The sequence below is a fragment of the Vitreoscilla stercoraria DSM 513 genome, assembly GCF_000382305.1.
In the GTDB taxonomy this organism is placed as follows: Bacteria; Pseudomonadota; Gammaproteobacteria; order Burkholderiales; family Neisseriaceae; genus Vitreoscilla; species Vitreoscilla stercoraria.
In genome coordinates this window covers 17,769-32,502 of sequence record NZ_KB908029.1, presented here as the reverse complement: position 1 = coordinate 32,502, position 14,734 = coordinate 17,769, and the positions used below count along the sequence as shown (strand labels likewise).

The window sequence follows — 14,734 nt, the reverse complement described above, 5'->3', positions numbered from 1 at the left end:
TTAAGTTTTAAGGTGCAATTTGAGTGGCCACTTGTTGCAAGCCTGTGCTTAATGAGTCAATCATGGCAGCATAACCATCGCCTTGTTGCGCCGTCAAAACACTGAAATTGGAGCCTGCTGTGGTTTTGCCTTGGTGTTTGAAGACACTGTAACCTTCTATTTGGGTCTGCCCATCAAAGCGACCATGAAACTGCTCAATGTAAACGGTTAACTCGGGCGTGTCGTTGTTTTGCAAACTTGGTGGCACAAAGCGAACGGGACGATTTTGTTGGTTGAGTGCATTGGCCAATTGGTTGCGTATGGCAATATCTAAAGGTTCTGCCCATAAGTGTTGTTTGGCAAAATGCAGCGTGTGTGCATCGGTTTGGTAGAGCAAATTTTGACCTTTTAATGGTTCAGCTACCACCACCCGCAAAACCACATTGGATTTTTGGGTGGCTGGCAAGCGGTAAGCCGTATCGGACAGACGGTAATACTGAGTGGTCGGCGCACTGGCACAAGCACCCACAGCCAATGCCAAACACGCGGTGATGAACCAGAGTTTCATGGTTGTCCTTTCGGAATAGGATCGGCAGATTTGCTGTCAAAAATGAAAGAGTTTGGTTTCTCACCCAGTTTTTTCAATAATGGATTGGATTTTTGCAAGGTTCGATCCAAACTTTGTAATGTGTTTTGGACATCACGATACGCTGGTGAGTCAGGCGAGACCCCTTCTAAAGTACCACGCAATTGCTTCAAAGTTTGATTCAGTTCTTTGGGGATGCTTTGGGTATTGGGGTTGTTGAGCAATTGGTTGACTGAACCCAAGGTTTTTTGCAATTCGGCTAAATTTTGATTCAATTGACCCACTGTTTGTTCTAATGGCAAATGGTTGAATTTGACCAGTAAGCGGTTCAAGTTTTTCACTGTGGCATTCAAGCCCACTGCACGCGTAGGAATGACGCTTAGTCCTGCATAACGGTCTTGTGGTTTCAAACTTGGATCGGCAGACAACTCATCGGTTAATTCAATCGACATATTGCCTGTGACGATATTGTTGCTGATGATGGTAGCGTACAATCCTTGGCGAATGGCTTGGTCAAATTTTTGCTGCCATTGTTTGGTTTCTATCGGATTGGCGCCCATTTCTATGGCGCTTGGTTCAATGCGCAATTGAACGGGAATATAGCGGTTTTCCAGTAGATTTAATTGGTCATTGTTGTGAAAAAACGGGGTTTTTTCAATCACGCCAATGGGTAAACCTTTGTATTCCACTGTGGCACCTGCGCTCACACCGCGCATGCTTTGGTCAAAAAAAGCGACCAAATAAAAGGCTCGGGGGGAAGCAGGTTCCATCACATCACTGATATTGCTGTGTAACGTAAAGGTATGACCATCTTTGACTGAAGCACCTTTACCAGTGCTCAGTGGCTGAGTGAAGGCAATAGCGCCGCTCAAAATAGAGCCAATAGGGGCCGCATCAATTTGTATGCCTTGGCTGTTGGTTTGGATGTTTACCCCTGATTTAATCCAAAATTTGACATGATCGCCCACCAAATCTTGGTGGCTTTTTTGAATGAAAATATCATAATGGACATGCTGATTTTTGGTATCAAACGTTGATTGGGTAATTTGGCCTACTTGTAAATCTTCATAAAATACAGGCGCGCCGTTAGGCAACATTTTGGCGCGCGTGCTGCTCAATTTTAGATGCAAACCTTCACCTAAATCAGCGCTAGGAGGATCATCGCTGATGATGAACTCATTTTTGATTTCTGCCGCATTACCTGGTTTAAAGCCTATGTACGCACCAGAAACCAAGGTTCCTAAGCCACGAATGCCACGTTGGTCAAACTCTGGTTTAACAATCCAAAATAGAGAATCTGAGCGCAATTGGTGTTGCATATTGCCATTGATTTTAGCGGTCAATAACACACCATCGCCAGCATCGTTCAAACGCACATCAATCACTTTACCGACTTCGACATTTAAAATTTTGATGGGCGTTTTATTGATTTCTACGCCATCTGCACTGGGCATATGCAAAGTGACTTCTGTACCATTGTTACGCAAATAGCTAACGAGCAAGACGATGGCGACAATCAATGTGGCAATAGGTACCAACCAAATAATTGATAAAGCGCGGCTTTTGCTCACCTGAGCTACAGGAGGCTCAGATGGTGGCGGTGTTGAGGTATCAGGGTCGGTGGCTTGCATGTTTTTTGGCTCGTTGTTGTTGGTGGTATCGATCCCAGATTAAACGCAAATCCAATACCTCGGCAGACAACATAGTAGCAAAAATGACCAAGGTAAAATAGACTGATGCCATACCAGGGGTGACAGAGGCAATGTTCGTACGGTAAACCGCCATCAACAAAATGATGACAAAGATATCTATCATAGACCATCTGCCGATGAATTCGACAAAGTGGTACATTTTGTTCAAAACTTTGGGTGGCAATAAAAGCTGAAAGCGGGCACTGTACAATAAAATCATCAACATCAAAATTTTGACCACTGGAATCAAAATGCTGGCAATAAACACAATGACAGCGACCAAATGGTCTTTTTCTTTCCACAAAATCAAGACACCATCAAAGATATTACTTTGTGCGCTGCTGAGCAAACTGTCAGTAGACATCATGATGAATGTATTGGCAGGAATGAACAAAATCATGGCGGTAATCAGCAAGGCCAAAGATTTTTGAATACTATTGGGAATGCGGTGGTATAAAAATGCGCCGCAGACATCGCATTCGTTGTCAGTATGATTTTGAGCGTGCAAGCAGCGGGTGCAATACAAAGTATTGGGTTTGTGTTGACTGATGCACAAAGGTTGGGCATCAGGTTGTAATTGTGACAATTGGTAAAACAGCCAATGAGGATGGATATTGATGCCCATGTGAATGAGAAACAAAGCATAGACAAATACAAAGCCAAAGGCAGGACCCACTGTAAAATCGCTGACAGCAGCAATTTTGACTAAGGCAACTAAGGTCGCGACAAAAAATACATCGACCATTAACCATGGTCGCAAACGTATCATATGACGCGCGCAAAGATTGGTTCCTGGCAGATAGTGTTGGCGGTATAGGGCAATGTGCACGTACATATACATGGACATGAATAAAACGGGCGTGAAAAATACCAGCAGCAACATGACAGTGGCTAAAAATCCATATTCATGGTGTTTGAGGTTTTGGAAAATATCGATGACAGACAGATGCTCGGACACGCCTATCATGTCCATGTTTAAATACACTTGGCTGCCGACCAAAAGCATTAAAATCCATGCCGCACTGACAAAAGCCAAGGGCGCGGTATAAGGATTGCGGTTGATTTTAACCAATAATTGCCCGCATTGCGGGCAATTGGCTGACTCACCTTGAGACATTTGAGGCACCACCGACTCAAGGCCACAGCAAGGGCATTGAGTGGTGTGCGTTGGCAAGCTTGCCATGCTGAGGTGGCGTTTTTGTGACCACCACCTCTTGAAGACAGAAAATTTAATCATCAGATGCTTTGTAAAGCTGCCACCACTGCATCGCCCATTTCTGAACAGCTAACCAATTGGCAGCCATCTTCGTAAATGTCGCCAGTGCGCAAACCTTGTTTCAGGACGCTTTGTACGGCTTGTTCAATTGCATTAGCAAAGCCATCTTGATTGAACGAGTAACGCAACATCATCGCCGCTGACAAAATCGTTGCCAATGGGTTGGCTTTGTTTTGACCAGCAATATCAGGTGCGGAACCGTGTGATGGCTCGTACAAACCTTTGCCTGTTTCGTTTAAAGAGGCCGATGGTAACATGCCAATAGAGCCTGTCAACATAGACGCTTCATCAGACAAGATATCACCAAAAATGTTGCCTGTAACCATCACATCAAATTGTTTGGGTGCTTTGACCAATTGCATTGCCGCATTGTCCACATACATATGGCTCAATTCAACGTCAGGATAGTCGGCTGCAATTTCGTTCATGATTTGTTTCCACAATTCTGTGGTTTCCAAAACATTGGCTTTGTCTACAGAACACAATTTTTTGTTGCGTTTTTGTGCTGCTTGAAACGCAATATGACCGATACGGCGAATTTCAGATTCATGGTAACGCATGGTGTTCACGCCTTCGCGCGTGCCATCTGCCAATTGGCTGATACCGCGTGGCTCGGCAAAATAAATATCACCAGTGAGTTCACGCACAATCAAAATGTCCAAACCCGCCACCACTTCTGGTTTCAAAGTCGAAGCATTCGCCAATTCTGGATATAAAATAGCAGGGCGCAAATTGGCAAACAAATTCAAATCTTTGCGAATGGCCAACAAACCACGTTCAGGACGCAAAGGGCGGTCAAGATTGTCATATTGTGGACCACCTACCGCACCTAGCAATACGGCGTCGGCTTGGCGGCAAATGTTTTGCGTGAATTCTGGATAAGGTACACCATATTCATCGTAAGCTGCACCGCCTAAAGGTGCGTATTGAAACTGAATGTCCCAACCTTTTTGTTGGAAAACTTCTAAGACACGTACCGCTTGTGCAATGATTTCTGGGCCGATGCCGTCACCGGGTAAAACTGCGATGGTTTGAGTCATGATGTTTGAACCTTGAAACACAATGAATAAAGTTTACAGGACGCTTAATGGCCGTCCTGTAAGGGTCTGGATATTTTAATTGATTATTTAATTGTGGAAAAGCCACGGTTGTGCAGCGCGGTGTTGGCTTTCAAATGCTTTGATATTGTCAGCGTGCGCCAAAGTCAAGCCAATTTCATCCAAGCCATTGAGCAAGCAATGTTTGCGATGGTCGGTGATGTCAAAACAATAGACTGCGCCGCTAGGGCTGGTCACGGTTTGTGCTGTCAAATCGACGGTCAATTGATAAGCTTCGTTTTGTTCCACTTCTTGGAACAATTGTTCGACGATTTCTTCTGACAAAACAATGGGCAATAAGCCATTTTTGTAGCAGTTGTTGAAGAAAATGTCGGCAAACGATGGTGCAATCACCGCGCGAAAGCCGTAGTCGTCCAAAGCCCAAGGTGCGTGTTCACGGCTAGAGCCGCAGCCAAAGTTTTTGCGTGTTAACAAAATATTGGCACCTTGATAACGGGTTTGGTTCAATGAGAAATCAGGATTCAATGGGCGGCCTGTATTGTCCATACCCGGTTCGCCATGGTCAAGATAGCGCCATTCATCAAAACAATTAGGACCAAAGCCTGAGCGTTGGATGGATTTTAAGAATTGTTTGGGAATGATGGCATCGGTGTCAACGTTGGCACGGTCGAGAGGCGCGACCAATGCGGTCAATGTAGTAAAGGCTTTCATGTTTATTTTCCAATAAAAGCCGGGCAAGCAAGAGGCGGCCTGAAACCGCCCGAAACACCGCAATCAATTTGGTCGTTACATATTCGGATGGACAGATTTGGCTGCACCTGAGACAGCTTGACCACCACCGGAAATGTCGCGACCGATACCTTTTACAGTGTTACACCCAGCTAAAAATACAATAGCTGCACAAGCAATCAAAGCCAAATGTTTCATGATATTGTCCTCTAATCTATTTAAATCAACGTGAAAAGGGATAATTGAGCGGTTAACCGCTGGCTTTAATGTCCTGATTCGCACCTTTTGCAAATAAATTTGCTAACAGAACGATTGTCACCTACATGTGAAAATCCAATTGTAATTTTCACATGTTTCAATTTTCCGATTCTTTTAAAAGTGAGTGTTTGGTTAACATACACTAGGTTTCAATGCTTTATACAAAATAAATAAAGCATTTTAACGAGGAATCAGAGATGGGGCGGTGGCAAATGGTTCCTGCTGTTTTAATATTTAAGCCAATAATTGGCGCACGTCTACAAAGTGACCTTTGATGGCTGCTGCTGCTGCCATCGCTGGGCTTACCAAATGGGTGCGACCACCATTGCCTTGACGACCTTCAAAATTGCGGTTTGAAGTCGATGCACAGCGTTGACCTGCTTCTAAGCGGTCGGCATTCATTGCCAAACACATAGAGCAGCCCGGTTCACGCCATTCAAAACCCGCTTCGATGAAGATTTTGTCCAAGCCTTCTTGTTCGGCTTGTTCTTTCACCAAGCCAGAACCTGGGACAATCAATACACGAGAAACGTTGTCGGCTTTTTGATGGCCTTTGGCAACGCTTGCAGCTTCACGCAAGTCTTCAATACGGCTATTGGTACAAGAACCAATGAATACGATGTCCACAGGAATGTCGGTCAATGCCGTGCCAGCTTCTAAACCCATGTATTGTAAAGCGCGAGTGATGCTTTCGCGTTTGACAGCATCGGTTTCGTCTTCAGGATTAGGGACAATGCCATCGACAGCCAATACCATTTCAGGCGATGTGCCCCAAGTCACTTGTGGCTGAATGTCAGCGGCATCAAAATGGAAGACCGAATCAAATTCTGCACCTTCGTCAGACACCAAAGTTTTCCAGTATGCAACCGCTTGTTCCCATTGTTCTGCTTTGGGTGCAAATGGGCGACCTTGAACATAATCCATTGTGGTTTGGTCAACGGCCACCAAGCCTGAGCGTGCACCGCCTTCAATGGCCATATTGCACAGCGTCATGCGACCTTCCATGGACAAAGAGCGAATGGCGCTGCCACCGAACTCGATGGCGTAGCCTGTGCCTCCTGCAGTGCCAATTTGACCAATGATGTACAAAGCCACGTCTTTGGCGGTCACGCCTTGCGCCAATTCACCGTTGACTTCAATCAACATAGATTTGGATTTTTTGGCGGTAATACATTGGGTCGCCATGACATGTTCCACTTCTGATGTGCCAATACCATGTGCCAAAGCACCAAAGGCACCGTGTGTTGAAGTGTGTGAGTCGCCACACACCACAGTCATCCCAGGCAAGGTTGCGCCTTGTTCAGGACCCATCACATGCACAATGCCTTGACCTTTGTCTTTAAATGGAAAATAAGCCAATGCGCCAAATTCTTTGATGTTGGCATCCAAAGTGTCTACTTGCAATTTAGAGATGGGGTCTTTAATGCCTTCATCCCAATGGTCAGTTGGGGTGTTGTGATCGGCAGTGCTGACTATGCTGTCTTGGCGCCATAAAGGACGTTCGTTCAGCTTCAAGCCTTCGAAGGCTTGTGGGCTGGTCACTTCATGGACCAAATGGCGGTCAATATAAAGCAAAACAGTACCATCATCGGCTTGTTCGACAATGTGGCTGTTCCATAATTTATCGTATAAGGTAAAAGCGCTCATTCGGTGCATCCGGTTTGGGTTGGCTGGAATTGTTATGATGTTGTTTCGAGGCTGTATATTAGGCGTTTGGACGAAATTTGGCAAGAATTTGTCCAAGATAATGTGAATTATTTCATTATTTGACGGAACTTTTTAGACAAATTGTTATTTTTAGACAAATTGTATAAAAATAACAAAGATGGATACTTGCTAATGTACAATTAAATTGGGTGGTTTATTTGTATAAATATCACAATATGGATATTTTCTAATCATTAAATCCTATTTATTAATACAATGATTCTAAGCGTGGATAAGAGGCATTAAAAAGCGTCCTGTAAACTTACAGGACGCTTGGACAAATGTTGTGCTTGAATGATACTTATATAGATTAGCCAGATTAACGGTTTTGGCTAGCTTGGTCTTGCAAATATTTGAGTTTGACGTATTTGTTCATGGTGTAATTGGCATAATTTTTAGACAACATATAGCCGATAGCACCGTCTAAAAAGCCTTTTTTCAACACATACATTTTGAAAAAAGCAAAAGCAGGGCGCAACACCACATCGAGCAATACGTTGCAACGTTTGCCTTCTTGGTAATTTTTCTCGGCAGCCAAAGTCGAATATTGGTTCATTTTACGCAAATATTGCTCCCACGTTTCATAGGTGTAATGCAACATGGTTTGGCTCAATTTTTTGTCTGTGTGTTGGTGCACAATTTTAGGATGGACAAAACCTTCGACATAACTGCCTTTAGTAGGCATCAAGCGGCAGACCCAATCTGGGCTTAACGGACCGTATTGCACCAGTTTGTGTTGGAAATGGTTGATGCGCTTGATCCAATAACCATATTGTTCACCGCTTTGTACCACTTGGCGAATTTCGGTACACAATGATGGTGTGCAACGCTCATCGGCATCAATGAAAAAAATCCATTCGTGTGAGGCTTGTGAGATGGCAAACGTTTGTTGACCGCCCCAATCACCATTCATATTGCGTTCAATCACGCGTGCACCCAAGCTTTCAGCAATGGCGCGGGTGTCATCGGTGCTGGAGTCGTCAATGATGATGACTTCATCGGCAAAGCTGCAACTGTCTATGCATTCACGGATGTTGTGAGCTTCATTTTTGGCGAGGATTAAAACGCTGATACGGGACATGGTGTTCTCAATGGATAAGTCAGAATGGTATGGCCAGCTGTAAGCTTGGTGCCAAGACAGGCTCTCATTATCTTACAGGCTGGGGCATGGGTCAAAACGAAAGTGAGGGCTAATGGGTGGGGCTTTGAATGGCTGTCATGGCAATAGCGGCAGCTTTAAACCGCATTAAGAAGGATTTTTGTGCCAATTGGAACTGTTGGCATCTGCCCAATGGGAATAAAATCGCTATAATGGGCATTTTGCGACATGGCTTTTGGTGTGTTGAAACGATGAATAAAAAATCAGGTAGTGTAGGTTTGGTAAAGCCGCAATTGATTGCGTTTGAAGAGGCATTGCCTTTGCAAAATGGGCAAGTGTTGCCGCGCTTTGAGTTGATGGTAGAAACATATGGGCAACTGAATGCGGCAAAAAGCAATGCCATATTGATTTGCCATGCTTTGTCGGGACATCATCATGTCGCTGGCAAGCACCATGAAAACGACAAACACAGTGGTTGGTGGGACAATATGGTCGGTCCGGGTAAGCCGATTGATACCGAGCGTTTTTTTGTGGTGGGCTTGAACAATTTGGGTGGTTGCCATGGCAGCAGCGGACCGTTGAGCATCAATCCTGTCACTGGTAAACCTTATGGGGCGGATTTCCCCATGGTGACGGTCAAAGATTGGGTTCATTCGCAAGCGCGTTTGGCGGATTATTTTGGTATTGAGCAATGGGCAGCGATAGTCGGCGGCAGTTTGGGCGGCATGCAAACCATGCAATGGGCGATTGATTTGCCTGAGCGTGTGCGCCACGCCATCATCATTGCTTCTGCACCAAAATTGTCAACGCAAAACATCGCATTTAACGATGTGGCACGCCAAGCGATTTTGACCGATCCTGATTTTCATGCAGGACATTACTCTGAATATGAGACTTTGCCACGTCGAGGCTTGCGCATTGCGCGCATGATGGGTCACATCACATATTTATCTGAGGATGGCTTAGGTCATAAGTTTGGTCGACAATTGCGTCATGGTGATTATCAATTCAATTACGATGTCAATTTTGAAGTGGAATCTTATTTGCGCTATCAAGGGGATAAATTCGCTGAAATCTTCGATGCCAATACGTATTTGTTGATGACCAAGGCTTTGGATTATTTCGATCCTGCCAGTGATTACCAAGATTGTTTACAGGACGCTTTCCAACGCATTCAAGCCCAATGTTTTGTGGCATCTTTTAGTACTGATTGGCGTTTTAGCCCTGAGCGTTCGCATGAGATTGTGCGGGCTTTGATTGCGGCAGAAAAATCGGTGCAATATTTGGAAGTACAGTCTCATCATGGTCATGATGCGTTTTTGATGGAAGATGAGGCGTATATGCGTGGTATGTATGCTTATTTGGATAAAGTAGCGAAAGAGGTGGCCTGATGCAGCAATTGCGTGAGGATTTGCGTTTGGTATATGACTGGATTGTACCTGGCTCCAAAGTATTGGATTTGGGTTGTGGTGATGGGCAATTATTGGCGGCTTTGGTACAAGACAAAGGTTGTCAAGGTTATGGTGTTGAATTGGATACGGACAGCGTGATTGCGGCGATGAATAAGGGCGTGAACGTGATCCAAGTCGATTTGGAACAAGGTCTGCGCAGTGCTTTTACCGACCACAGTTTTGACGTGGTGGTATTGTCACAAACGATTCAGGCGATGAAAAATACCGAGCATATTTTGTATGAAATGAAGCGTGTTGCCCGCCAAGCGATTGTGACGTTTCCCAATTTTGGTTATTGGCGCAACCGTGTGCAAATTGCACAAGGACGCATGCCTGTGTCTGAATCTATGCCGTATGAATGGTATAACACGCCTAATATTCATTGGTGTACATTGGCGGATTTTGATGCGCTGTGTGCCAAAACAGGCTTGTCGGTATTAGAGCGTGCTGTGATGACAGGCGGTCAGCGTATTGAATTTATGCCCAATTTGTTAGGCAGTTTGGCTTTTTACCGTGTGGGTTAGCAGCAAATAGTTTCAAAAAAACCATAAAACCACCGTATTAGGTGGTTTTATGGTTTTTTTATTGGGTCTTAGATGTGGTCATCAGACGCAAGAATAATTTTGGTGAAATGCCTAGCAAATCCATTAAAGAACGGTAGTAGGTGCGATCTACCAAAAATTGGCACAAGTCAATCAAACGCAATAATGATGCAGTGCAATCTGCGTATTGGTAAGAGGTTTTGGCCAATAAGTCAGGGGTTAACAATTTTGGCATTTCTGCACGCAAAAAAGCCATACTTGCTGCCACAAATAAAGGTGGAATTTTTTGCTTTAAGTGTACCTCGCCAATGTGTTCGTGAATTTTGACAAATTGATCATCAAATGGACCACTGAACAACATGCCCATCCAGCGCAAGTGAGTTTGTTTTAAAGAATCGACTTTGCCTTCTACAAAAGGGCGCATGGCATCTGAATTTAAAATGCGTTCATAGAACGCTTCGGTCATTGCAGGTAATGCAGGGCTAACCAATGGGAATAAAGTTTGCAAACAGTCAGCATCGATTTGGCTAAAACCGTTGTGGCTTAAAAATTCTGCTAAATCTGCATCGTCAGTTGTTGTAATATTGAAGCTCATTTATTTTTCCAAAGTAATCATTAGATGAGTGAGGAAAGCTCTTTTCTTTGCATTTATTTAATTGATTTCTTGTAGAAGGGCCTGTGTTGCCATGGGAAAGCCATTTTAGAAGGAATATGTTAGATGTTTAGCGTGCAAATGTGGGTGTAAAGAGAGAAGTTTTCATTTTCGAAGTCGGTTATTTTAATACAAACTTTAGAATAAAGGTATGGTATGGCGAGATATAACAGGTAAATAATACAAATGAGTGTGTAAATACATCTAATTTGAAATTTTTCTGATGACCCATATTTTATGCCAATATCAGCACCAAAGCCTTTCAGAATAATCAACAAGGATGATGCAGTGACAGTATTGACCATTCCCCAATCCGGTCAGAAAAGCGTTTTGACTCAAGTTTCTTTAGGAAGTTTGCCATGGTATTTGGCGCAAACATCGTTGCAGAAAAATACAGTGGTTTTTTTAACCGAAGATGCCGACCAAGCCTTGCGTTTGCAAGAAGCTTTGGCATTTTTTTGTCCCAAATGGCGAACAGCTTTTTTGCCTGATTGGGAAACGTTGGCGTATGAACGTTTCTCGCCACATCAAGATTTGGTATCTGAGCGTTTGTCGGCGTTGTGGCAATTGAGCCATGAGCAACTCGACTGTGTTTTGATGCCTGTGGCTACTGCGATGCAGCGCTTGTCACCATTGTCTTTTATTCAAGGCCGCACGTTTTGGTTGAAAAGTGGTGAAACCTTAAATGCGGACATGTTTCGAGCGCAATTGGTCAATGCTGGTTATCAGCATGTTTCTAATGTGGTGGCGGCGGGCGAATTTGCTTTGCGTGGTGGATTGTTAGACGTTTTTCCTATGGGTTCAGAGTGGCCGTATCGCATTGATTTGTTCGGTGATGAAATTGACAGCATCAAGACGTTTGATGCGGATACGCAGCGTACATTAGATGATGTGACCGAAATCCGCCTATTGCCTGCGCATGAGTTTCCAACGGATGAAGCGGCACAGACTATTTTTCGCCACCGCTTTCGAGAAGAAATAGAAGGTGATCCAACACGAGCGTATGTGTATCAAGCCGTGAGCAAAGGTCAGTTTGGCGGTGGCGTTGAATATTACCTACCCTTGTTTTTTGAAACGCCATTGGCCACTGTGTTTGATTATTTACCTGCTAACAGTGTGGTGCTGTCTTTGAATGATGTCCATGCCCAAACGCATGGTTTTTGGCTGGATGTCAAATCGCGTTTTAATATGGCGCAAGCCGATGCCAGCTACCCACCATTGTCACCGCAAAGCTTATTTTTAAGCGAAGATGAGTTTGGCGCCAAGCTTAAGGCATTGCCACATATCCATATTCAGCCTCAAGCGCTTGAACAAGAATTGCCCAATGTGGCTGTGAATCGCCAAAAAGAACAGCCTTTGCAAGCTTTACAAGACTTTCAGGCCGCTTTTGATGGCAAAATTTTGTTGTGTGCTGAAAGCTTAGGTAGACGTGAAACCATGTTGGCATTTTTGCAGCAGCAACAATTGGCTGTCAAAACAGTGGCATCGTGGCAAGCGTTTTTGGCATCGGATGCGCGGTTAAATGTCACTGTATCTGCTATCTCGCGTGGTTTTCAAATGCCACAAGCTGGTGTTGCCGTCATCAGTGAAGCGGATTTATACCAACATGTGGTACGTGGCGGTAAGCGCCATCGCCGCCGCAAACATGCCCAATCTTCCGACAGCAGTTTACGTGATTTGGCCGAAATCAATCTTGGTGATCCTGTGGTGCATGAAGAGCATGGCATTGGTCGCTATATGGGTTTGGTGAATTTGGATTTGGGCGATGGTGACAATGAAATGATGTTGTTGGAATACGATGGCGGTAGCCAATTGTATGTGCCTGTGGCGCAATTGCATTTGATTTCACGTTATGCAGGACACGCTGCGGACAATGTCCATTTGCATAAGTTGGGTCATGCCTCTTGGGCCAAAGCCAAACGTAAGGCCGCTGAAAAAGCGCATGACACAGCCGCAGAATTGCTGAATTTATATGCGCAACGTGCGGCATTAGAAGGTCATGCGTTTGCTTTGGATGAGGCCGATTACCAACAATTTGCCGATGGTTTTGGTTATGAAGAAACCGAAGACCAAGCAGCAGCGATTGCAGCAACCATCCAAGATTTAATCAGCGGCAAACCAATGGACAGATTGATTTGTGGCGATGTCGGGTTTGGTAAAACTGAGGTGGCGTTGCGAGCGGCATTTGTAGCGGTGATGGGTGGCAAACAAGTGGCGGTTTTGGCACCCACGACGTTGCTTGTCGAGCAACATGCGCAAAATTTTGCCGATCGTTTTGCTGATTTTCCAGTCAAAGTGGCGCAATTGTCGCGTTTTAATTCCAGTAAGCAAACCAAAGAAGCTTTGGCAGGCTTACAGGACGGTAAAGTAGATATTGTGATTGGTACGCACAAATTGGTGCAGCCTGATATTGAGTTTCACAATTTAGGCTTGGTGATTATCGATGAAGAGCACCGTTTTGGTGTGCGCCAAAAAGAACAGCTCAAGCGTTTGCGTGCCAATGTTGATGTGTTGACGATGACGGCAACGCCTATTCCACGCACTTTGTCTATGGCTTTGGAAGGTTTGCGCGATTTTTCATTGATTACTACCGCGCCAAGTCGGCGTTTGGCGGTTAAGACGTTTGTGAAGCCGTTTTCAGAAGGCACCATTCGCGAAGCGGTTTTGCGTGAGCTTAAACGTGGCGGGCAGGTGTATTTTTTACACAATGAAGTGGACACCATTGAAAACGCGTATGAACGCTTGAGCAGTTTGGTGCCTGAAGCCAAAATTGCGATTGCGCATGGTCAACTGCGTGAGCGTGAATTGGAACAAGTGATGCGTGATTTTATGCAACATCGTTACAATGTGTTGCTGTGTTCGACCATCATTGAAACAGGCATCGACATTCCGAACGCCAACACCATTATCATCAATCGTGCTGACAAATTTGGCTTGGCGCAATTGCATCAATTGCGTGGTCGTGTCGGGCGTTCGCACCATCAAGCCTATGCTTATTTGCTCACACCTGAATACATCACCAAAGATGCTGAAAAGCGCTTAGATGCCATTGCCGCAGCCGATGAATTGGGTTCAGGTTTTACTTTGGCGATGCAAGATTTGGAAATTCGAGGGGCGGGTGAGATTTTGGGTGATGGGCAATCGGGCGAAATTTTACAGGTCGGTTTGACTTTGTATTCCGAAATGCTCAAGCAAGCGGTACGTGATTTGAAAAAAGGGCGTGTGCCCGATTTGGATGCGCCTTTGGGTGTGACGACAGAAATTAAATTGCACAGCCCGGCTTTGCTACCAGAAGAATATTGTCCAGATATTCATGAGCGTTTGGTGTTGTACAAGCGTTTGGCAACATGTGAAACTCAAAATCAAATCAATGATATTCATGAGGAGTTGGTCGATCGTTTTGGCTTGTTGCCACAAGCGGTAGAAACTTTATTGGAGTCACACCGTTTGCGTTTGATGGCCAAAGCATTGGGTATCAGCAGCATGGATGCCCATTCTGAGTCGATGACTTTGATGATAGACAAACACAATCACATAGATCCAACGCAAATCATACAACTGATTCAAACCAACCGTGATTTCCAATTATTGGGCGCGGATAAGCTGCGAGTGTATTTGCGCAATGACAGCGTGCAAGAGCGCATCAAACAAATTAAAGGCATTTTGAAACTGTTAGGCAATTAGTGGGTCATCATATTTGAGAAGC

12 protein-coding genes are annotated in these 14,734 nt (G+C 44.6%); 3 read left to right on the top strand and 9 right to left on the bottom strand.

The features are described from left to right. Positions 1–7: 7 nt before the first annotated feature. The 8 genes from H150_RS0109655 to H150_RS0109620 all read right to left on the bottom strand — a co-directional run bounded on the left by H150_RS0109655 (position 8) and on the right by H150_RS0109620 (position 8,365). Positions 8–547: a PqiC family protein gene (locus tag H150_RS0109655; protein ID WP_019958859.1), complete on the bottom strand. Its 540-nt coding sequence runs from the start codon at positions 545–547 to the stop codon at positions 8–10. After that, a complete protein-coding gene (locus tag H150_RS0109650; RefSeq protein WP_019958858.1) occupies positions 544–2,196 on the bottom strand; it encodes a PqiB family protein in 1,653 nt (550 codons plus the stop codon). Before H150_RS0109650 ends, H150_RS0109655 begins: the two co-directional genes overlap by 4 nt. Continuing rightward, entirely contained in the window at positions 2,177–3,493 is a 1,317-nt protein-coding gene (locus tag H150_RS14195) for a paraquat-inducible protein A (RefSeq protein ID WP_081619575.1), read from the bottom strand. Before H150_RS14195 ends, H150_RS0109650 begins: the two co-directional genes overlap by 20 nt. Further along, positions 3,493–4,572 (bottom strand): 3-isopropylmalate dehydrogenase, encoded by a 1,080-nt coding sequence (gene leuB / locus H150_RS0109640; protein ID WP_026353625.1) that lies wholly within the window; start codon positions 4,570–4,572, stop codon positions 3,493–3,495. The genes H150_RS14195 and leuB overlap by 1 nt, the downstream gene beginning before the upstream one ends. Positions 4,573–4,659: 87 nt before the next feature. After that, on the bottom strand, positions 4,660–5,301 hold the full coding sequence (leuD, locus tag H150_RS0109635; RefSeq protein ID WP_019958855.1) for a 3-isopropylmalate dehydratase small subunit: 642 nt from the start codon (positions 5,299–5,301) through the stop codon (positions 4,660–4,662). Positions 5,302–5,376: 75 nt separating this feature from the next. Beyond that, the gene (locus H150_RS0109630; protein ID WP_019958854.1) at positions 5,377–5,517 is read right to left on the bottom strand and encodes an entericidin A/B family lipoprotein; all 141 of its coding nucleotides are present in this window, start codon (positions 5,515–5,517) and stop codon (positions 5,377–5,379) included. Positions 5,518–5,811: 294 nt separating this feature from the next. Further along, entirely contained in the window at positions 5,812–7,224 is a 1,413-nt protein-coding gene (gene leuC / locus H150_RS0109625) for a 3-isopropylmalate dehydratase large subunit (protein WP_019958853.1), read from the bottom strand. A 379-nt stretch (positions 7,225–7,603) separates the two neighbouring features. Continuing rightward, a complete protein-coding gene (locus H150_RS0109620; RefSeq protein WP_019958852.1) occupies positions 7,604–8,365 on the bottom strand; it encodes a glycosyltransferase family 2 protein in 762 nt (253 codons plus the stop codon). Positions 8,366–8,634: 269 nt separating this feature from the next. Here H150_RS0109620 and metX point away from each other — a divergent pair, with 269 nt between their 5' ends. Continuing rightward, the gene (metX, locus tag H150_RS0109610) at positions 8,635–9,774 is read left to right on the top strand and encodes a homoserine O-succinyltransferase MetX (protein ID WP_026353624.1); all 1,140 of its coding nucleotides are present in this window, start codon (positions 8,635–8,637) and stop codon (positions 9,772–9,774) included. Then, the gene (metW, locus tag H150_RS0109605; RefSeq protein ID WP_019958849.1) at positions 9,774–10,358 is read left to right on the top strand and encodes a methionine biosynthesis protein MetW; all 585 of its coding nucleotides are present in this window, start codon (positions 9,774–9,776) and stop codon (positions 10,356–10,358) included. The genes metX and metW overlap by 1 nt, the downstream gene beginning before the upstream one ends. Before the next feature lie 58 nt (positions 10,359–10,416). On the opposite strand, the gene H150_RS0109600 is transcribed toward metW, so the two are convergent. Beyond that, positions 10,417–10,971, bottom strand: coding sequence for a protoglobin domain-containing protein (locus tag H150_RS0109600; RefSeq protein WP_019958848.1), 555 nt, complete (start codon positions 10,969–10,971; stop codon positions 10,417–10,419). A 345-nt stretch (positions 10,972–11,316) separates the two neighbouring features. Here H150_RS0109600 and mfd point away from each other — a divergent pair, with 345 nt between their 5' ends. Continuing rightward, on the top strand, positions 11,317–14,712 hold the full coding sequence (mfd, locus tag H150_RS0109595) for a transcription-repair coupling factor (protein ID WP_019958847.1): 3,396 nt from the start codon (positions 11,317–11,319) through the stop codon (positions 14,710–14,712). Positions 14,713–14,734 lie beyond the last annotated feature (22 nt).